This window comes from Sphingobium sp. WCS2017Hpa-17 (genome assembly GCF_031843765.1).
Taxonomy (GTDB): Bacteria; Pseudomonadota; Alphaproteobacteria; order Sphingomonadales; family Sphingomonadaceae; genus Sphingobium.
Genome location: NZ_JAVTIV010000009.1, coordinates 97,099 through 115,405 on the forward strand (window position 1 = coordinate 97,099; position 18,307 = coordinate 115,405).

Sequence of the window (18,307 nt, forward strand, 5' to 3'; positions counted from 1 at the left end):
CTCTTTGTCCGCCTTAGATGCTGCGGAAGCCGTTGGTGATGGGATAGCGGCGGTCGCGGCCGAAATTGCGGATACCGAGCTTGACGCCGGGGGGCGACTGGCGGCGCTTATATTCGGCGATGTAGAGCAGGCGCTCGATGCGGGCGACCGTCTCCTTCTCGAAACCCCGCTCGACCAGCTTGTCGACCGACAATTCCTCCTCGACCAGGCCGTAGAGGATCGGGTCCAGTATTTCATAGGGCGGCAGGCTGTCGTCGTCGCGCTGATTGTCGCGCAGTTCGGCGCTGGGCGGTTTGGTGATGACGCGTTCGGGCATCACCGGGCCGGACGGGCCGAACCCTTCGCCCAGCGACGGAACATTCTCGTTCCGCCAGCGGCAGAGGTCAAAGACCGTCGTCTTGTAGGCGTCCTTCAACACCGAATAGCCGCCCGCCATGTCGCCATAGATGGTGGCATAGCCGACCGACATCTCGCTCTTGTTGCCGGTGGTGAGCAGCATATGGCCATATTTGTTGGACAGGCCCATCAGCGTGACGCCACGGATGCGGGATTGAATATTCTCTTCGGTGAGGTCGCGGCTACGGCCTTCAAAGACGGGGGCGAGCATCGTGTCGAAGGCGGCGACGGCGGGTTCGATCGGGATGGTGTCGTAGCGGACGCCAAGCAGGCGGGCACATTCGACCGCATCGTCCAGGCTTTCCTGCGAGGTGAAGCGCGAGGGCATCATCACGCACCAGACCCGGTCGGCACCCAGCGCATCGACCGCGACGGCGGCGGACAGGGCGGAATCGATACCGCCCGACAGGCCCAGCACCACACCGGGGAAGCGGTTGCGATTCACATAGTCGCGCAGGCCCAGCACCATGGCGTTGTAGATATCGGCCGGGCGTGGATCGAGATCATGCTGCTCGCCGGGCAGGCAGACCCACTGGCCGTCCCATTTCTCCCATGTGGTCAGCACCAGCGCTTCCTCCCAGTCGGGCAGTTGCTGCGCGACGCTGAGGTCGCCGTTCATCACGAAGGAAGCGCCGTCGAACACCAGTTCGTCCTGCCCGCCGACGCGGTTCAGATAGACGAGCGGCAGGCCGGTTTCGCGCACGCGGGTGCCGGCGACGGCGTTGAGACGGCGATCGTCCTTGTCGACCTCGAACGGGCTGCCATTGGGACTGATCAGGATTTCCGCGCCCTCGCTGCGCAGATGCGCGGTGACGAAGGGGAACCAGATATCCTCGCAAATGGGGATGCCGATCTTCACGCCCTTGAAGATGATCGGGGCAGGAAGCGGGCCGGGGGCGAAGAGCCGCTTTTCGTCGAAGGTTCCGTAATTGGGCAGTTCGCGCTTTTGGCGGATGGCCGTGACGGCGCCATTTTCCAGCAGGGCGACGACGTTGAACAGCACGCCCTGCGAGGCGACGACGGTGCCGACCAGCATGGCCGGGCCGCCATCCGCCGTTTCCTGCGCCATCCGGTCGAGATGATAATTGGCCTGATCCAGCAAAGCGGGCTTCAGAACCAGATCTTCGGGCGGATAGCCGATCAGTTGGAGTTCTGGATAGACGATCAGGTCCGCGCCCTTGGCCCGCGCGCGCCATTCCAGCATGGCGTCGGCATTGGCTTTGGGGTCGCCCATATATTGGGACATCTGCGCAAGCGCGATCACGAGTTTGTCGGTCATGTCCCGCGCCCTAGTGCATTTTGTCGCAGGGCGCAAAAGCGCCCTTTCCACATGGGACATGCACCGCTAAAGGGGCCGCGTTTCGCGCATCGTCATCAATTCGTCACGGGGGTTTTCATCATGAAACTCATGACCGGCAATTCCAACAAGCCGCTTGCGGCCGCCATCGCCGACTATATCGAAATCCCCCTGACCGACGCCAGCGTCCGTCGTTTCGCCGACGAAGAAGTTTTCGTGGAAATTCATGAGAATGTCCGCGGCGAAGATGTGTTCGTGATCCAGTCGACGGCTTACCCCACCAACGACAATCTGATGGAATTGCTGATCATGATCGACGCGCTGAAACGCGCGTCGGCCAAGCGAATCACCGCCGTCGTTCCCTATTTCGGCTATGCCCGCCAGGATCGGAAGCCCGGCCCGCGCACGCCGATCAGCGCCAAGCTGGTCGCCAATCTGATCACCACCGCCGGTGCCGACCGCGTCTTGTCGGTCGACCTGCATGCGGGGCAGATCCAGGGCTTCTTCGACATTCCGACCGATAATCTGTTCGGTGCCCCGGTGATGTCGGCCGATATTCAGGCCCGCTTCGGCGACAAGAATATCATGGTCGTGTCGCCCGACGTCGGCGGCGTGGTGCGCGCCCGCGCGCTGGCCAAGCGGCTGGACAACGCCCCGCTCGCCATCGTCGACAAGCGCCGCGAGCGCGCCGGCGAATCCGAAGTGATGAACATCATCGGCGACGTGAAGGGCCGCTTCTGCATCCTGATCGACGATATCGTCGATTCCGCGGGCACGCTGTGCAACGCTGCCAGCGCGCTGAAGGCAGCGGGCGCGGAGGAAGTGGTCGCCTATGTCAGCCATGGCGTGCTGTCGGGCGGCGCGGTCGCGCGCGTCGAAGCGTCGGAACTGCTGGAACTGGTCATCACCGACTCGATCCAGGGCACCGATGCCGTGATCAACGCCAAGAGCATTCGCCACCTGCCCATCGCCCCGCTGCTGGGCGAGGCGATCAAGCGGATCGCCGACGAAAGTTCGGTGTCGAGCCTGTTCGACTGAGACTGTAGATGCGCGTTCTGCTGATCGGAGCCTATGGCTTCATCGGCAGCGGCATCGTGCCCGCGCTGATCGCAGCCGGGCATGAGGTGACCGGACTGGGCCGTTCCGCGCGAACGGCCCGCCGAACCTTTCCCGACATGGCCTGGCAGATCGCCGACCTCAACCACATGACCCGTCCGGGCGACTGGACGGCGATGCTGCATGGCGTCGATGCGGTGGTGAATGCCAGCGGCGCGCTGCAAAGCGGCGGCGGCGACCGGCTGGAGGCAATACAGGGCGCCAGCATCCGCGCGCTGATCGAGGCATGCGAGGCGCAGGGCGTTGCCCGCTTCATCCAGATTTCGGCCCCCGGTGCGCAGGCCGACGACGCCAGCCCCTTCCTGTCGACCAAGGCGCTGGCCGACGATCGGCTGCGCGCGTCCCGCTTGCACTGGGCGATCCTGCGGCCCGGTCTGGTCATCGGGCGCAATGCCTATGGCGGCACGTTGCTGCTGCGCGCGCTGGCGGCGATGCCGTTGCGGCTGTGCGTCGTCCATGGACAGAGCCGGATTCAAAGCGTGGCGCTGGACGATGTGGCGGAGGCGGTGCGGCGCTGCCTTGCGAGCGATGTCCATGGGATCGACGTCGATCTGGTGGAGCGCGCGCCATCGACGCTGGCCGAGTTGATCCGGGCGCATCGGCGGTGGTTGGGGATTGCACCGGCGCCTATGATCGCCCTGCCCGGCTGGATCGCGAAGCCCGTCAGCGGCATCGCCGACCTGCTGGGCCATCTGGGCTGGCGATCGCCGCTGCGTAGCACCGCCATGGCGATGATCGCGCGCGATGTGCGCGGCGATCCGGCCGGGGGCGAGGCGCTGCTGGGGCGGCCATTGCTGACGCTGGGGCAGATGCTGGCCCGCAATCCGGCCGGGTTGCAGGATCGGTGGCAAGCGCGGCTGGTGCTGCTGATGCCCTTCATCCTCGCGGCGCTGGCGCTGCTGTTCCTACTGTCCGGTTTCACCAGCCTGATGCAGGTTGACCGGGTGGCGGCGGAACTGGATGGCACGGTGGTCGCGGGCCTGCCCGCGCGCCTGCTGGGCGTGGCAGGGGCGCTGGCCGACATTGCACTGGGCAGCGCGATTCTGGTCCGCCGCTGGGCGCGCGGCGCGGCGTTGGGCATGGCCGGGCTGACGATCGGCTATCTGCTGATGGGCAGTTGGCTGCGGCCCGACATGTGGAGCGATCCGCTGGCGCCGCTGGCCAAGGCCGGAACGGCGCTGATGCTGGCGCTGGTCGCCCATGCGCTGTTGGAGGAACGATGAGCGACACGCTGATCCTGTTGCTGCGCTGGACGCATGTGCTGGGCGCCTGCACCCTGATCGGCACCGGGGCGGGCATCGCCTTCTTCATGCTGATGGCGCATCGCAGCGGGGACGTGCGGGTGATTGCGCATACGGCGCGGATCGTGGTGATTGCCGACATGCTGTTCACGATGAGCGCGGTCATCGTCCAGCCGATCAGCGGCGTGCTGCTGGCCCACGAGCTGGGCTGGCCGCTCGATACGCCATGGATCGTCGCGTCGATCGGTCTCTACCTGCTGATCGGCGCCTTCTGGTTGCCGGTGCTGTGGATGCAGGCGCGGATGCGCGATCTGGCGATGGCAGCGATGCAGGCCGATGCACCGCTGCCCGACGCCTATCATCGCCTTTATCGCTGGTGGTTTGCCTTTGGCTTCCCCGCGTTCGGGGCGATCCTGGTCATCGTCTGGCTGATGCTGGCCCGGCCGGTCCTTTAAGCGGCGGGAAACAGGAAGATCGGCGAAGCGAAGACGAGCGCCAGCGCGACCATGATCCGCTGGCCGCGCGATATGCCGAGTGGCTTTTCCCGCCAGATCATCGGACAAGCGAGCAGAGCGACGAGGAACAGCATGTTGGACAGCGTCACCGAACCGCCGATCGGCATGTCCTGACGCAGGGCGAGGCCCGCGAACAGGGCGATGAAGCTCAATATCCAGCCGACCATGGCCATGGGCGTGCCCCTTTCCTTTGACAGGCTAAAACGGCGGGGTTGCGGAAGACTTAATCCGTCCAGGGATCATAGCTGCCGAAGCTCCAGACATTGCCTTCGGGATCGAGCGCGGTGTAGCCGCGCCCCGGATAGCCCGGATTGTCATGCGGTTCATCGACTACCACCGCGCCTTCATTGCGGGCGTGCAGGCAATGGGCGTCAGGATCGGGCACCACGACATAGACGCAGGCCGTGATACCGCCGAGGTCGCGGGCGGTGGACCAAGTGTAGAGCGATTCGCCCTCCATATCCTTGACGCTGCCCAGCATGACCATGCCGTCGCCTAGGGTCAGCTGGGCATGGTGGATGATCGTCGGATCGGCTTCGTCGGGATGGACGGCGTGGCGAGCAAAGCCGAAGGCGGCGCACAGAAAGTCGATGGCAGCGGGCGCATCGGCATAGCGCAGGCATGGAATGACGGGCGAACCGAGCATCTTGCTCTCCTTCTCTCTTGCGCCGTTCAGTCTAGCGCAAAGCCGGCGCAACCGCTAGGCGGTGAGGCATGACCACCCGCGACGACCTGGCCCTTGCCAACCGCCTTGCCGACGCCGCCGGCGCCGCCATCCGCCCCTTCTTCCGTGCCCGCTACGATATGGAGATCAAGGCGGACAAATCGCCGGTGACGGAGGCCGACCGCGCCGCCGAAGCGGCGATCCGTGCGATTCTGGAGAAGGAGCGCCCGGACGACGGCATTATCGGCGAGGAGTATGGATCGGTGCGGACCGATGCCGAGCGGGTGTGGATACTCGATCCGATCGACGGGACGCGCAGCTTCATCGCCGGCCGGCCGATCTTCGGCACGTTGATCGCGCTGACGCAGGGGGGATGGCCGACCATCGGCATCATCGACCAGCCGATCGCGCAAGAACGCTGGGCCGGCATGAGCGGCCAGCCGACCACCTTCAACGGCAAGCCGGTGCGCACGCGGGCCTGCAAGGCGCTGGAAGGCGCGGGGATCGCCACCACCAGCCCGCATCTTTTCGCGGAAGGGGACGTGCCCCATTATATGGCGCTGGTCGCCGCCGTGTCGGGCGGATCGCCGCGACAGGGGCCAGTCTATGGCGGGGATTGTTATAATTATGGCCTGCTGGCGTCGGGCTTTCTGGACATCGTCATCGAATCGGGCCTGCAAAGCTATGACTTCGCGGCGCTGGTGCCGGTGGTCGAGGGCGCGGGCGGCCTGATGTGCGACTGGAATGGCGAGCCGCTGACGGCGGACAGCGAGGGCCATGTGCTGGCGCTGGGCGATCCGGCGCGGCTGGAGGATGTGCTGGAGGCGATTCATGGCGTAGGCCATGCGACCGGCCATGATCATGGACATCTTCACGATCATTGAGAACAGCCGCCGAATCGCTTGCCTTTTGCGCCATGGCCCACTAAGGGCCGCCCTTCGCGATATTCAGTGAGACCGCCCGGCTAACTAGGGCTGCCGTGGCTGTCTGTAATCGTCGCGCCAAACAAGGAGACGAAAATGCCCAAGATGAAGACCAAGAGCGGTGTGAAGAAGCGCTTCAAGTTCACCGCCACCGGCAAGGTCAAGCACGGCGTCGCTGGCAAGCGTCACCGCCTGATCAGCCACAACGCGAAGTATATCCGTCAGAACCGTGGCACGTCCGTGCTGTCGGATTCGGACGTGGCACACGTGCGCCTCTGGGCGCCCTACGGCCTGAAGTAAGGAGTAGAGGCACATGGCACGCGTAAAACGTGGTGTAACCACCAAGGCGAAGCATAAGCGGATTTTGGATCAGGCGAAGGGCTATTATGGCCGTCGCAAGAATACGATCCGCGTCGCTCGCCAGGCCGTCGAAAAGGCCGGCCAGTACGCTTATCGCGACCGTAAGGTCAAGAAGCGCACCTTCCGTGGTCTGTGGATCCAGCGCATCAACGCCGGCGTTCGCGCCGAAGGCCTGACCTATTCGCAGTTCATGCACGGCCTGAAGCTGGCTGGCGTCGAACTGGACCGGAAGGTTCTGGCCGACATCGCGATGCACGAAGGCGAGGCGTTTAGCGCCATCATCGCCCAGGCGAAGGCTGCGCTGCCCGCAGCCTGAAGCTGATCGATCGCAAGATCGTCAAAGGGGCGCCGGGGCAGATGCTTCCGGCGCCCTTTTTGTTTTTACTCGACCTCCGTTCGTGCTGCGCCTTTCGAGGCAGGCACGCGCCCTTCGACATTCAAGCGAGACAGGTGGCTCGCTTGAACAGGGCGAACGGAGGTTGGTTAAGCCTCAACACCGAGGAATCATCCCATGTCGCTGCATCTCTGGTGGTTGTATGTTACGGCGGTTTTCCTGATTTCGGCCACGCCGGGGCCGAACATGCTGCATGTGATGACGCAGAGCATCGCCCATGGCCCGCGCAAGGCGCTGGCCACGATGACGGGGCTGATGAGCGCCGTGCTGCTGTGTCTGATCGCCTCGGCGCTCGGCCTTGGCGCGCTGCTGAAGGCGTCGCCCCGGCTGTTCGACGTGCTGCGTTATGCCGGGGTCGCCTATCTGGTCTGGCTGGGGATCAAGGCCTGGCGCGCGCCCGTGGGCGGCGACGAGACGCAGGCAACCCATGCGCGATCGGTCCGCGCGCTTTATGGCACCGGCCTGCTGACCGGGCTGGCCAACCCCAAGCTGATCATCTTTGCCGCGGCGCTTTTCCCGCAGTTCATCGACCTTGATCGCCCCTTCTGGCTGCAACTTGCCATCCTGATCGCCAGCTTCGTGGTGATCGAGAGCTTCTGGTATGGCGTCTATGCCTTAGGTGGCGCTCGTCTGGCGCGCTGGCTGGCGCCCGCCAATCGGCAGAAGCTGTTCAATCGTGGCACTGGCTTGATGTTCATCGGCTTTGGCGGGGCTTTGCTGGGCGCACGCGCCTAACCCTTTCCTTGATCGGCATGCCCCGCTAAGGCCGCGGACATAGCTCCGCCACCACAGGCTCTGGAAGAAGAATGACCGAAATTAGCGCATTGAAAGCCGGCCTGATCGCCGACATCGCCGCCGCCGACACGCTCGATGCGCTGGAGGCGCTGCGGGTGGGGGCGATGGGCAAGAGCGGGGTCGTGACCGGCCTGCTCAAGACGCTGGGCGGCATGTCGCCTGAAGAGCGGATGGCGAAAGGCCCGCCGATTCAGGATCTGCGCGAAAGCGTCACCGCAGCGCTGGCCGACAGGAAGGGCGCGCTGGAGCAGGCCGCGCTGGACGCCAAGCTGGCGTCGGAGAAGGTCGACATGACCCTGCCCGCCGATCATGGCGCACAGGGCAGCGTCCATGCCGTCAGCCAGGTGATGGACGAGCTGGCCGAAATCTTCGCTGACCTGGGCTTTTCGGTAGCGACCGGACCGGAGATCGAAGACGACTGGCATAATTTCACCGCGCTCAATATTCCGGAGACGCATCCGGCGCGCGCGATGCACGACACCTTCTACTTCCCCGATGAGGAAGGGCAGAAGAGGATGCTGCTGCGCACCCACACCTCGCCGGTGCAGATCCGCACGATGATGACGCAGGAGCCGCCGATCCGCATCATCGCGCCGGGCCGCGTCTATCGCAGCGACAGTGATGCGACCCACACACCCATGTTCCACCAGATCGAGGGTCTGGTGATCGACAAGGGCATCACGCTGGGCCATTTGAAATGGACGCTGGAAACCTTCCTGAAGGCGTTTTTCGAGCGCGAGGATATCGTGCTGCGCCTGCGTCCCAGTTACTTCCCCTTCACCGAGCCGTCGGTCGAGGTGGATGTCGGCTATACGCTGACCAACGGCCAGCGGGTGATCGGCGGCGACGGCGATGCGGCCGGTGGCGGCTGGCTGGAAGTGCTGGGCAGCGGCATGGTCAATCGCCGCGTGATCGAGGCATGCGGGCTTGATCCTGATGAGTGGCAGGGCTTCGCCTTCGGCACCGGCGTCGACCGGCTCGCCATGCTGAAATATGGCATGAACGACCTGCGCGCTTTCTTCGACGGCGATCTGCGCTGGCTGAAACATTATGGATTTTCGGCGCTGGATGTGCCCACGCTGAGCGGAGGAGTCGGCGCATGAAGTTCACCCTGAGCTGGCTCAAGACGCATCTGAAGACCGACGCAGACCTGACGACGATCCTCAAGACGCTGAATGCCATCGGGCTGGAGGTCGAGGGTGTGGAAAACCCGGCCGAGAAGCTGGGCGCATTCAAGATCGCCAAGGTGCTGACCGCCGAGCGTCATCCGCAGGCCGACAAGTTGCAGATACTGACCGTCGACCATGGGGACGGCAATCCGTTGCAGGTCGTGTGCGGCGCGCCCAATGCGCGGGCAGGCCTGATCGGCGTGTTCGGGGTCGAGGGCGCGGTGGTGCCGGTCAACGGCATGGTGCTGAAGAAGACAGCTATTCGCGGCGTCGAATCCAACGGCATGATGTGTTCCACGCGCGAGTTGGAACTGGGCGACGATCATGACGGCATCATCGAACTGGCCGACAATGCGCCGGTGGGTCAGGTCTATGCCGACTGGGCGGGCCTCAATGATCCGGTCATCGACGTGTCTATCACGCCGAACCGACAGGACTGCATGGGCGTGCGCGGCATCGCGCGCGATCTGGCGGCGGCGGGCCTTGGTACGCTGAACGCCATCATCGTGCCGACCATCGAGGGCGTGGGTCCGGGCCCGGACGTGCGCACCGACGACGCCGATGGCTGCCCGGCCTTCTTCGCGCGCACGGTGCGCGGCGTGACCAATGGCGCGTCGCCGGAATGGATGAGCAAGCGATTGAAGGCGATCGGGCAGAAGCCGATCAGCACTTTGGTCGACATCACCAACTATATCATGATCGACCTTGGCCGGCCGCTGCATGTCTATGACATGGCGACGCTCAAGGGCGGCCTTGTCGCCCGCAAGGGCAAGGCCGGCGAGCAGGTGCTGGCGCTCAATGGCAAGACCTATACGGTCGATGAGACGATGACGGTCATTGCCGACGATGAAGCCGTGCACGACATTGGCGGCATCATGGGCGGCGAACATTCGGGCGCGCAGGACGGCACGACCGACGTGCTGATCGAATGTGCCTATTTCACGCCGGAAAGGATCGCGGTGACGGGGCAGAAGCTGACCCTGACCAGCGAAGCGCGCGGCCGGTTCGAGCGTGGCGTCGATCCGGCGTTTCTGGACGATGGCCTGTCGATCGCGACCGATCTGGTGGTGAAACTGTGCGGTGGAAGCCCAAGCGAGGCGACCCGCGCCGGTGTCGCGCCCGCCATGCCCAAGACGGTGGGCTATGCGCCCGACCAGTGCCTGGCGCTGGCAGGCGTGGATGTGCCCGCCGACGAGCAGCAGCGCATCTTGGAAAGCCTGGGCTTTGCTGTCAGCGCGAGCGGCGGCGGCGTCGAATATCAGGACGGGATGCCCGTCAGCGTGCCAGCCAGCTGGACCATCACGGTGCCGACCTGGCGCCGCGACGTCGATGACTGGCCCGATATCGTCGAGGAAGTGGTGCGCATCGTGGGCCTGGACCACGTGCCCTCCACCCCGTTGCCGCGCGTGCCGGGCGTCGCTCGCCCGACCGCCACGCCCGAGCAACTGGTCGAGCGTCGCGTGCGCCGCACGGCGGCTGCGCGTGGCCTCGCCGAAGCGATCAACTGGTCTTTCATTTCCGAAAAGGAAGCCGCTGCCGTGGGTGGGGGCGACTGGATGCTGGCCAATCCGATCTCCGAAGATCTGAAGATCATGCGGCCATCGCTGCTGCCCGGCCTGCTGTCGGCAACGAAGCGCAATGTCGATCGCAGCGCGACCAGCGTGCGGCTGTTCGAACTGGGCCGTCGCTATTTCAAGCAGGGTGAGCGGGCGACCGTGGGCTTCGTGCTGGCGGGTGAGAAGACCCCGCGCGGCTGGCAGTCGGGCAAGGCGCAGGCGTTTGATGCGTTCGACGCGAAGGCCGAGGTTGTCGCGCTGCTGGCCGCAGCCGGTGCGCCGGTGGGCAATCTCCAGAATTTCGGGGAAGCGTCGGCTGCCTATCATCCGGGTCAGTCGGGTACGTTGCGGCTGGGGCCTAAAGCGGTGCTGGCGGAATATGGCGTGCTGCATCCCTCGCTTGCCAAGCAGTTCGGTCTGTCTGGGACTGTGGTCGCGGGCGAAATCTTCCTCGATGCGATTCCGGGCAAGCGCAAAAGCGGCTTTATGCGGGCGCCTTACGCGCCGCCCGCCTTGCAGGCGGTGAAGCGTGACTTTGCGTTCATCGTGCCGGAAGCGGTAGAAGCCGACGCGCTGGTGCGCGGCGTGAAGGGCGCGGACAAGAAGAGCATCGTCGACGTCCGCCTGTTCGACGTCTTCGTCGGGCCGGGCGTGGAAGACGGTTTCAAGTCGCTCGCCATCGAAGTGACGTTGCAGCCGGGCGAGAAGAGCTTTTCCCAGGAAGAGCTGGAGGCGATCAGCGCTGCGGTGGTGAAGGCCGCGCAGAAGCTGGGTGGTAGCCTGCGGGGCTGAACGCTCTCTTCGGAATCATGAAAAGGGCGCGATGATCGAGCATCGCGCCCTTTTTGCATGTACCGCTTTCAGACAGGAACGGGGCTTCGACAGGCTCAACCCGAACGGATGTAGGTTGCTGCTTACAGATCCACGCCCGCTGCGATCGCTTCCAGCTTGCGGATGCGTTCCTTGAGGTCGGCGACCTCGATTCGGGCGGCTGCCGTCGGTGGGCCGCTGTCTTCGCTCTGACCGTAGCGGATCAGTTCGGCGCGCTTGAGTTCCAGCCAGCCGTTCCAGCCGCGCAGGCCGGCAGCCGTAAGGATGGAGAGGCCGGCCAGGCTGGCCGCCGCGAGAGTGATGTAGAGATAGGGGTCTTGCATATAAGCCTCCCTGCCCGGTCAACCCGCGATCAGTCGCGGTCCCGGAGTTTTTCGAATTCCCGCTCCAGCGCGGTGGAGCCATCCGTCGCAAGCCGTTCCAGCACGGCGACGCGGTCCTTGAGCGCCTTCACTTCCGCGCGCAGCCGTTCCGTTTCCGGATCGGGGCCGCGCTGGATCAGCGTTTCGCCCTTGCCGTGGCGCACGACGCCATATTTGGCCTGCAAGACCCGCGAGATTGCGATGATCGCCACGATAAGGACGACCATGGAAAAAGGATTGTCGATCATCTGTCTTGTCCCTTGATTTATGTCGCGCGGTCAGTTGGCGGTGCCGCGCAACTGTTCGATCTCGCGGGTCAGCTGATGGCTTTCGTCGGTGACGATGCGTTCGACCACGGCGAGCCGGTCCTTCATCGACCCGATCTCTGCACGAAGCTGGGCATTTTCCTGGCTGAGCAGCTTGATGCGCTCGACCATTTCCTCATTCTTCTGCGGATAGACCGCCTTGCCCCAGCTGTTTTCAAGCGGATAGCCATTTTTGATGCGCAGCCAGGTGGTGAAGATCCAGCCGGCGATGGCGAGCATGCCCAATCCTGCGGCGACCGGCGCAAAGGCTTCGAATGGAAACATGATGATTACTCCCCTTGCCTGATCGGTCAGCGCAGTGCGTCGATGTCGCGCGCGGTGCGGGTGGCAGGATCGGTGGCGATCCTCTCCAGCACGGCGATGCGCTCTTCGAGACGGCTGATGCGGCCAACCAGCTTTTCGTTTTCGCTTGATAAAAGGTCGATTTTTCGACCGGCGTCGGGTTCCGTTCGATGAACGGTACCAGTCCACTCATTTTCCACCGGATAGCCGTGGCGGGCACGGACCCAGGTGGTGAACATCCAGCCCAGCGTCGACATGGCGATGATGGCGAGGACGAAGAAGGGACCACCGAAATTCATGACTGTGTCTCCCTGTTGATACCCCGGCCGACGGTTCAGCGCAGGCTGTCAATCTCGTCGGCGAGGCGGGTGTTGCGGCTGGTATAATAGATTTCGATGTCGGCCAGACGGCGGTCGATGTCGCGAAACTTGGACCGGACGTCGCGGGTGGAGCGGGTCGGGTTGGTGCGCACCCCTTGCCAGAATTTCTCGTCATCGCGGTCCGCATAAAGGCCGCTCGGCTTGTTCTCAGCAAAATAGGCGACGACGACATAGGCGATCAGGGTCCAGGGGAAGGCGCCCATCAGAGTGACGAGCACGGCTCCGACGCGAACCCAGGTCACGTCGATCCCGGTATAGTCGGCAATGCCGGCGCAGACGCCCATCCATTTGCCATTCTGCTTGTCGAGGTAGAATTTGGTGCGGCGGGCGGTCATGTCAGTTCCTCCGGTCGAAGCTGTAGTCGTCCGGCTCCTGGGCCGGGCGCTGCGGGCGGAAATCGGGGTTGTCGGCGGCGACGATCCGTTCGACCGTCTGGAGCCGTTCTTCGAGGCGACGGGCGAGAAGGTGGAGATCGTCCAGCAGCTTCTCATCCTCGTCGGTGATCTTGGGCGCCTGCTTCCACTTGGTGACATAGTGGAAGATCAGCCAGGGCATGCCGATGAACAGCATGCCGCAGACCATGATCGGCAGGAATACGTCTTCCATCGGATCAGGCTCCCTTGTTCATGCTGGCCTTGAGCGCGGCAAGATCGGCATCGACCTTGTCGGCCGACTTCAATTCCGCGATTTCCTCCTCCAGCGTCTTGGGCTGGCCGCCCAGCGTCACGGCATCAGCGCGGCCTTCAGCCAGATCGACGCGGCGTTCCAGCATGTCGAAGCGGGCAAAGGCGTCATTGACCTTCTCGCCGGCATAGGCTTCGCGGACGCGCAGGCGGTTTTCGGCGCTCTGCAAGCGGGTCGCGAGGCTATTCTGGCGGGCGCGGGCTTCGCGCAACTTGCCTTGCAGCTTGGCGATATCCTCTTCCGAGGCACGCAGAGCGTCGTCCAGCGTCTCGATCTCATGGCTGAGATGATCGGCCATGTCGGCGGCCTTCTGGCGTTCGACCAGTGCGGCCTTGGCGAGGTCTTCGCGATCCTTTGAGAGGGCGAGCTGCGCCTTTTCGGTCCAGCTGTCCTGCAACGCGGTCAGCTTGGCGATGTGGCGGCGCATTTCCTTCTGGTCGGCGATGGTGCGCGCGGCCGAGGCGCGGACTTCCACCAGCGTTTCCTCCATTTCGAGGATGATCATGCGGATCATCTTCGCGGGGTCTTCCGCCTTGTCGAGCAGATCGGTCACATTGGCGGCAATGATGTCGCGGGTGCGGGAGAAAATACCCATTTTAACGTCACTCCTGGTCGTAACTTGTTTCAGGTGCCGGGGCGGGCGAGAGGGGGTAAGTCCCGCCCCGGCCGGGGGTGCGGCCTTACGCCAGATAGCGCAGGGTCGCGGGGGTCTGTTGCGTTGCGAGGATCGGCGCTTCGCTGGCGCGAGTAGCATTTTCGCTGGCGCTGGCCGGGCCGACCGCCGAAAGGATCATGGTCGATCCGAACAGGACGGCGGCAATGGCGACCGACATCAGCTGGCCGATTTCGCGAACGCTGTTGCTCTGGTTGGTCATGGTCATACTCCCTGAAACTTGGCCTTCATAGGTTCCGCAGTTGATCGCGGATTGTCCCCAGCTTTGCAGAGGCCGTGCCAGTTTCAGAAAATGGCGGATTTTCGCGATTTTCTGGCTAAGCGGCGGAGCCGTGCCAATATGTCGCTTGCCAAGGAGTGGGAAATTTCACCATAAGTTGGCGCATGGAGAAAAATACGCAGTTTGTTGGCCAGAGCTTCGCCTTTCTCGACGCGGTCGAGCAGGCGGGGCGCGCGGCCGAACTCAACCGGCCGGTGCTGGTGATCGGCGAACGCGGGACCGGCAAGGAACTGATTGCCGAGCGGCTGCACCATCTTTCGCCGCGCTGGGGCGAACCGCTGATCACGATGAACTGCGCCGCGCTGCCCGAGACGCTGATCGAGGCGGAATTGTTCGGCCATGAACAGGGCGCCTTCACCGGCGCGACCAAGGCGCGGCCCGGCCGGTTCGAGGATGCCGATGGCGGAACATTGTTTCTGGACGAACTGGGCACCTTGTCGATGGCGGCGCAGGAGCGGCTGCTGCGCGTGATCGAATATGGCGAGGTGACGCGGATCGGCGCGTCGCGGCCGGTGACGGTGGATGTGCGGATCGTGGCGGCGACCAATGAGGATTTGCCCGCCGCTGCGGAGGACGGGCGGTTCCGGCCGGACCTACTGGATCGTTTGAGTTTCGAGGTCATTACCCTGCCCCCGCTCCGTGCGCGGGAGGGAGACATAACGGTGCTGGCCGATCATTTCGGGCGGCGCATGGCCGCCGAGCGGGACTGGCCGCAATGGCCGGGCTTCACCGCCGCCTGCGCGGCGGAACTGGAAGGCTATGGCTGGCCGGGCAATGTGCGCGAACTGCGCAATGTCGTGGAACGCGCCGTCTATCGCTGGGACGAGCCGGGGCGGCCGATCAGCCGCATCACCTTCGATCCCTTTGCATCACCGTGGAAGCCCAAGCCGATGATGCCAAGGGCGAGCGCCATGCCGGCAGGGGAAGCCCCTGCCCCGGTTGCCGCTGCTGCGTCGGCCATCGCGTTCGAGGATATCAGCGACCTGCGCGCGGCGGTGGACGGGCATGAGGCCGCAATCATCCGGGCCGCGTTAGATCGCTATCGCTATAATCAGCGGGCGACGGCCAAGGGGTTGGGCCTCACCTACGACCAGTTGCGCCACTGTATGAAGAAGCACGGGTTGAGCGCGGGGTAATCCTCCCCGGCACGAGGAGGGGGACCGCTGGCGAAGCCAGTGGTGGAGGGGGAGCAGCCCCCCTCCGTCACCCCTGCGGGGTGCCACCTCCCCGCGAGCGGGGGGGGATAGTTCAGCGGGTCGGGACGGGTTCCGGACCCGAATAATCGTAGAATCCCTTGCCGGTCTTGCGGCCGTACCAGCCGGCTTCGACATATTTCACCAGCAGCGGCGCAGGGCGATATTTGGGATCGCCGGTGGTGGAGAGGAAGACGTTGAGGATTTCGAGCGCGGTGTCGAGGCCGACGAAATCCAGCAGGGTCAGCGGCCCCATCGGGTGATTGAGGCCAAGTTTGCAGCCCTGATCGATGTCGGTGACGCTGCCCACGCCTTCGCCCAGCACGAAGACGGCTTCGTTCAGCATCGGCAGCAGGATGCGGTTCACGACGAAGCCGGGCGCGTCGAAGGCGTGGACGGTGGTCTTGCCGATCTTGGCGGCAAAGCCTTCGACCGCCGCGACGGTTTCCGGCGTGGTGGCGAGGCCGCGAATGACCTCCACCAATATCATCACCGGCACGGGGTTGAAGAAATGGACGCCGACGAAGCGGCCTGCATCCGGCGCGGCCTGCGCCAGGCGGGTGATGGGGATAGAGGAGGTATTGGTGGCAAGGATCGCGTCGGGGGCGAGAATCTTGCCGACATTGGCGAAGATGGCGCGCTTTACCTCTTCCCGCTCGGTCGCAGCCTCGATTACCAGTTGCGCGCCAGCCAGCGGCGCGATGTCGCCGGCAGGCGTGATGCGGGCGAGCGCGGCATCCGCGTCGGCCTGGCTGATCTTTTCCTTTTCTACCGCCTTGGCCAGCAGCTTCGCGATGCCGGCAAGCCCCTTTTCCGCGCGGGGCAGGTCGATGTCCGACAGTATGACGTCATAGCCTGCCTGCGCCGCGACCTGCGCAATGCCCGCGCCCATCTGACCCGCGCCGATCACGCCCACCGTTCGAATATCCGTCATGCCATGTCTCTCCATTATGAATGCGCATTGCCTTAGCTGCACTGCGGCATCGGGGCCACCATCCATTGCAGGGGGCGACGGATCGGGCCATGATGGTGGACGGATTGGGCGGGGCCGCCATTTCCGGCTTTGCGCTGCGCGGCGGCCATGGTTAAAAGCCCGGCATGTCTGTTTCCGAAATGATGCCCGCGCCGGCCACCGGACGCTTCATTGCCGCCGTGCATCATTTCCCCGTGCGCGTCTATTTCGAGGATACCGACCTGTCCGGCCTCGTCTACCACGCCAATTATCTGCGCTATATGGAGCGTGCGCGGTCCGACATGCTGCGCGTTGCAGGCATCGACCAGCGCGCCAACCATGAAAGGGGTGCGGGCGTCTATGCCGTCACCGACCTTCAGATCAAATATCGCCGCCCGGCCCGGCTGGACGACGACCTGATGGTGGTCAGCAAGGTCGCCGCCGTGAGCGCCGCGACATGCACCATTCATCAGTCAGTCAGGTGCGGCGCGGAAGAGTTGACGAACGCCAGCATTTCCGTCGCCTGGCTGACGCCGCAGGGCCGCCCGCAGCGCCAGCCCAAGGCCTGGACCGACATTTTCACCCGCCTGTTGCAAGGGGAAGACCTTCACCCATGACGCTCAACCTGCCTGCCGGCGCCATTACCGACGCCGCGACCATTTCCCCGCTGGCCCTGTTCCTTCAGGCCGACATCGTCGTGAAAGGCGTGATGCTGGGCCTGTTGCTGGCCAGTATCTGGACCTGGGCGATCATCCTGTCCTTCAGCTTCAGCCTGCGCAAGGCGAGCAAGGAAAGCCGCAAGTTCGAGGCCGATTTCTGGAAGGCGGAGGATATCGACCGCTTTTATGAATCGCGCGGCAAGGCGGAATTTCCGGCGGCCAAGGTGATGGCGGCGGGCGTCACCGAATGGCGCCGGTCGACCGCGCAGAAGGTGGTCGACCGCGACGGGACGCGCGACCGGCTGGCGACGTCCATGTCGAGCACGATCGCGTCGGAAGTGGATCGGCTGTCGGATCGGCTGAACATCCTGGCGACGGTCGCGTCGGCCGCGCCGTTCATCGGCCTGTTCGGTACGGTATGGGGCATCATGCGCGCCTTTACCAGCATCGCCGCCGAGCAGAATAGTTCGCTGGCCGTCGTGGCGCCGGGCATTGCCGAGGCGCTGTTCGCGACCGCCATCGGCCTGTTCGCGGCGATCCCGGCGCTGATCGCCTACAACCGGTTCAGCCATGGCATCAACCGGCTGGAAGCGGGGCTGACCCGCTTTGCCGACAGCTTTTATGCGACGCTGAGCCGTGAGCTGGAGGCGCAACGCTGATGGCATCTCTTCCTCTCTTCATGCCAGCGCAGGCTGGCATTTCTCTTTTTCGGGCCTCGCGCGAGGAAAGCAGTGAGATCCCAGCCTTCGCTGGGATGACGACTGTAGAAAGGAATCCCGGCTGATGGCGATGTCCGGTCCTCCCTCTGCCCGGCGCGGGCGTGGGCGCGCGCCGATGGCCGACATCAACGTGACGCCGCTGGTTGACGTCATGCTGGTACTGCTGATCATCTTCATGGTGACCGCGCCACTGCTGGTGACGGGCGTGCCGGTGAACCTGCCGGAAACGCGGGCCAAGGGGTTGGATGCAGACGCCAAACCGACCATCGTGTCGATCGACCGCGACGGCGGCCTGTTCATCAACGACGACCAGATCGGCGACGCCGACCTGCCCGACCGTCTGGCCGAGATCGCGTCGGCCCATGCCGGCCAGCCCGAACCGCCGCAAATCTTCCTGCGCGCCGACACGGCGCTGGACTATGGCCGGGTGATGCGGGTCATGGGTGAATTGAACCGCGCCGGCCTGAACAAGGTATCGCTGGTCAGCACCGATGCTGGTTCGGACAGCGGCAGTTCAGAATAGGGGCCATAGGTCAGCGA

The 18,307-nt window shown here is 64.4% G+C and carries 25 protein-coding genes; 13 read left to right on the plus strand and 12 right to left on the minus strand.

Annotation, left to right across the window (positions count from 1 at the left end):
* Positions 1–13: 13 nt before the first annotated feature.
* Positions 14–1,675 carry an NAD+ synthase gene (locus RQH62_RS14415; RefSeq protein WP_311269425.1) on the minus strand — a complete coding sequence of 554 codons (1,662 nt, stop codon included), beginning with the start codon at positions 1,673–1,675 and terminating at the stop codon, positions 14–16.
* Positions 1,676–1,795: 120 nt separating this feature from the next.
* Here RQH62_RS14415 and RQH62_RS14420 point away from each other — a divergent pair, with 120 nt between their 5' ends.
* From RQH62_RS14420 to RQH62_RS14430, 3 genes are read left to right on the plus strand one after another with little or no spacing between them, the layout of a single operon-like run.
* On the plus strand, positions 1,796–2,731 hold the full coding sequence (locus RQH62_RS14420) for a ribose-phosphate pyrophosphokinase (protein WP_311269426.1): 936 nt from the start codon (positions 1,796–1,798) through the stop codon (positions 2,729–2,731).
* Between the two features lie 8 nt (positions 2,732–2,739).
* Positions 2,740–4,032: an SDR family oxidoreductase gene (locus RQH62_RS14425; protein WP_311269427.1), complete on the plus strand. Its 1,293-nt coding sequence runs from the start codon at positions 2,740–2,742 to the stop codon at positions 4,030–4,032.
* Complete coding sequence (locus RQH62_RS14430) at positions 4,029–4,505, plus strand: DUF2269 domain-containing protein (protein ID WP_311269428.1); 477 nt, start codon at positions 4,029–4,031, stop codon at positions 4,503–4,505. The genes RQH62_RS14425 and RQH62_RS14430 overlap by 4 nt, the downstream gene beginning before the upstream one ends.
* On the opposite strand, the gene RQH62_RS14435 is transcribed toward RQH62_RS14430, so the two are convergent.
* Positions 4,502–4,738, minus strand: coding sequence for a hypothetical protein (locus tag RQH62_RS14435; RefSeq protein WP_311269429.1), 237 nt, complete (start codon positions 4,736–4,738; stop codon positions 4,502–4,504). The two genes, RQH62_RS14430 and RQH62_RS14435, sit on opposite strands and share 4 nt — an antisense overlap.
* Positions 4,739–4,788: 50 nt before the next feature.
* Complete coding sequence (locus tag RQH62_RS14440; protein ID WP_311269430.1) at positions 4,789–5,211, minus strand: VOC family protein; 423 nt, start codon at positions 5,209–5,211, stop codon at positions 4,789–4,791.
* Positions 5,212–5,279: 68 nt separating this feature from the next.
* Here RQH62_RS14440 and hisN point away from each other — a divergent pair, with 68 nt between their 5' ends.
* From hisN to pheT, 6 genes are all read left to right on the plus strand, one after another.
* On the plus strand, positions 5,280–6,113 hold the full coding sequence (gene hisN / locus RQH62_RS14445) for a histidinol-phosphatase (RefSeq protein WP_311269431.1): 834 nt from the start codon (positions 5,280–5,282) through the stop codon (positions 6,111–6,113).
* A gap of 135 nt (positions 6,114–6,248) precedes the next feature.
* Complete coding sequence (gene rpmI / locus RQH62_RS14450) at positions 6,249–6,452, plus strand: 50S ribosomal protein L35 (RefSeq protein ID WP_056690492.1); 204 nt, start codon at positions 6,249–6,251, stop codon at positions 6,450–6,452.
* Positions 6,453–6,465: 13 nt separating this feature from the next.
* Positions 6,466–6,828, plus strand: coding sequence for a 50S ribosomal protein L20 (rplT, locus tag RQH62_RS14455; RefSeq protein ID WP_056690489.1), 363 nt, complete (start codon positions 6,466–6,468; stop codon positions 6,826–6,828).
* A gap of 195 nt (positions 6,829–7,023) precedes the next feature.
* Positions 7,024–7,641 (plus strand): LysE family translocator, encoded by a 618-nt coding sequence (locus RQH62_RS14460; protein ID WP_311269432.1) that lies wholly within the window; start codon positions 7,024–7,026, stop codon positions 7,639–7,641.
* Positions 7,642–7,712: 71 nt separating this feature from the next.
* Positions 7,713–8,804 carry a phenylalanine--tRNA ligase subunit alpha gene (gene pheS / locus RQH62_RS14465; RefSeq protein WP_311269433.1) on the plus strand — a complete coding sequence of 364 codons (1,092 nt, stop codon included), beginning with the start codon at positions 7,713–7,715 and terminating at the stop codon, positions 8,802–8,804.
* The gene (gene pheT, locus RQH62_RS14470; protein ID WP_311269434.1) at positions 8,801–11,218 is read left to right on the plus strand and encodes a phenylalanine--tRNA ligase subunit beta; all 2,418 of its coding nucleotides are present in this window, start codon (positions 8,801–8,803) and stop codon (positions 11,216–11,218) included. The genes pheS and pheT overlap by 4 nt, the downstream gene beginning before the upstream one ends.
* 122 nt (positions 11,219–11,340) lie before the next feature.
* On the opposite strand, the gene RQH62_RS14475 is transcribed toward pheT, so the two are convergent.
* The 8 genes from RQH62_RS14475 to RQH62_RS14510 all read right to left on the minus strand — a co-directional run bounded on the left by RQH62_RS14475 (position 11,341) and on the right by RQH62_RS14510 (position 14,166).
* Positions 11,341–11,580 (minus strand): hypothetical protein, encoded by a 240-nt coding sequence (locus RQH62_RS14475; RefSeq protein WP_120251273.1) that lies wholly within the window; start codon positions 11,578–11,580, stop codon positions 11,341–11,343.
* Between the two features lie 29 nt (positions 11,581–11,609).
* Positions 11,610–11,867, minus strand: coding sequence for a hypothetical protein (locus tag RQH62_RS14480; RefSeq protein ID WP_311269435.1), 258 nt, complete (start codon positions 11,865–11,867; stop codon positions 11,610–11,612).
* A gap of 30 nt (positions 11,868–11,897) precedes the next feature.
* Positions 11,898–12,209, minus strand: a complete 312-nt coding sequence (locus tag RQH62_RS14485) for a hypothetical protein (RefSeq protein ID WP_311269436.1) — start codon at positions 12,207–12,209, stop codon at positions 11,898–11,900.
* 26 nt (positions 12,210–12,235) lie between these two features.
* Complete coding sequence (locus RQH62_RS14490) at positions 12,236–12,526, minus strand: hypothetical protein (RefSeq protein ID WP_120251276.1); 291 nt, start codon at positions 12,524–12,526, stop codon at positions 12,236–12,238.
* A 35-nt stretch (positions 12,527–12,561) separates the two neighbouring features.
* Positions 12,562–12,942: an envelope stress response membrane protein PspC gene (gene pspC / locus RQH62_RS14495; protein ID WP_311269437.1), complete on the minus strand. Its 381-nt coding sequence runs from the start codon at positions 12,940–12,942 to the stop codon at positions 12,562–12,564.
* Position 12,943: 1 nt separating this feature from the next.
* Positions 12,944–13,213: an envelope stress response membrane protein PspB gene (gene pspB, locus RQH62_RS14500; RefSeq protein WP_093018949.1), complete on the minus strand. Its 270-nt coding sequence runs from the start codon at positions 13,211–13,213 to the stop codon at positions 12,944–12,946.
* 4 nt (positions 13,214–13,217) lie between these two features.
* Positions 13,218–13,886 (minus strand): phage shock protein PspA, encoded by a 669-nt coding sequence (gene pspA / locus RQH62_RS14505; protein WP_311269438.1) that lies wholly within the window; start codon positions 13,884–13,886, stop codon positions 13,218–13,220.
* An 85-nt stretch (positions 13,887–13,971) separates the two neighbouring features.
* Positions 13,972–14,166, minus strand: a complete 195-nt coding sequence (locus RQH62_RS14510; RefSeq protein ID WP_311269439.1) for a hypothetical protein — start codon at positions 14,164–14,166, stop codon at positions 13,972–13,974.
* A 182-nt stretch (positions 14,167–14,348) separates the two neighbouring features.
* Between RQH62_RS14510 and pspF the strand changes: the two genes are divergently transcribed.
* Complete coding sequence (pspF, locus tag RQH62_RS14515) at positions 14,349–15,380, plus strand: phage shock protein operon transcriptional activator (RefSeq protein WP_311269440.1); 1,032 nt, start codon at positions 14,349–14,351, stop codon at positions 15,378–15,380.
* A 112-nt stretch (positions 15,381–15,492) separates the two neighbouring features.
* On the opposite strand, the gene RQH62_RS14520 is transcribed toward pspF, so the two are convergent.
* On the minus strand, positions 15,493–16,371 hold the full coding sequence (locus RQH62_RS14520; RefSeq protein ID WP_311269441.1) for a 3-hydroxybutyryl-CoA dehydrogenase: 879 nt from the start codon (positions 16,369–16,371) through the stop codon (positions 15,493–15,495).
* Positions 16,372–16,535: 164 nt separating this feature from the next.
* On the opposite strand from RQH62_RS14520, the gene RQH62_RS14525 reads away from it, so the two are divergent.
* From RQH62_RS14525 to RQH62_RS14535, 3 genes are all read left to right on the plus strand, one after another.
* Positions 16,536–17,006: a YbgC/FadM family acyl-CoA thioesterase gene (locus RQH62_RS14525; RefSeq protein ID WP_311269442.1), complete on the plus strand. Its 471-nt coding sequence runs from the start codon at positions 16,536–16,538 to the stop codon at positions 17,004–17,006.
* Positions 17,003–17,707 (plus strand): protein TolQ, encoded by a 705-nt coding sequence (gene tolQ / locus RQH62_RS14530; protein ID WP_311269443.1) that lies wholly within the window; start codon positions 17,003–17,005, stop codon positions 17,705–17,707. The genes RQH62_RS14525 and tolQ overlap by 4 nt, the downstream gene beginning before the upstream one ends.
* Positions 17,708–17,831: 124 nt before the next feature.
* Positions 17,832–18,290, plus strand: coding sequence for an ExbD/TolR family protein (locus RQH62_RS14535; RefSeq protein WP_056690442.1), 459 nt, complete (start codon positions 17,832–17,834; stop codon positions 18,288–18,290).
* Positions 18,291–18,307 lie beyond the last annotated feature (17 nt).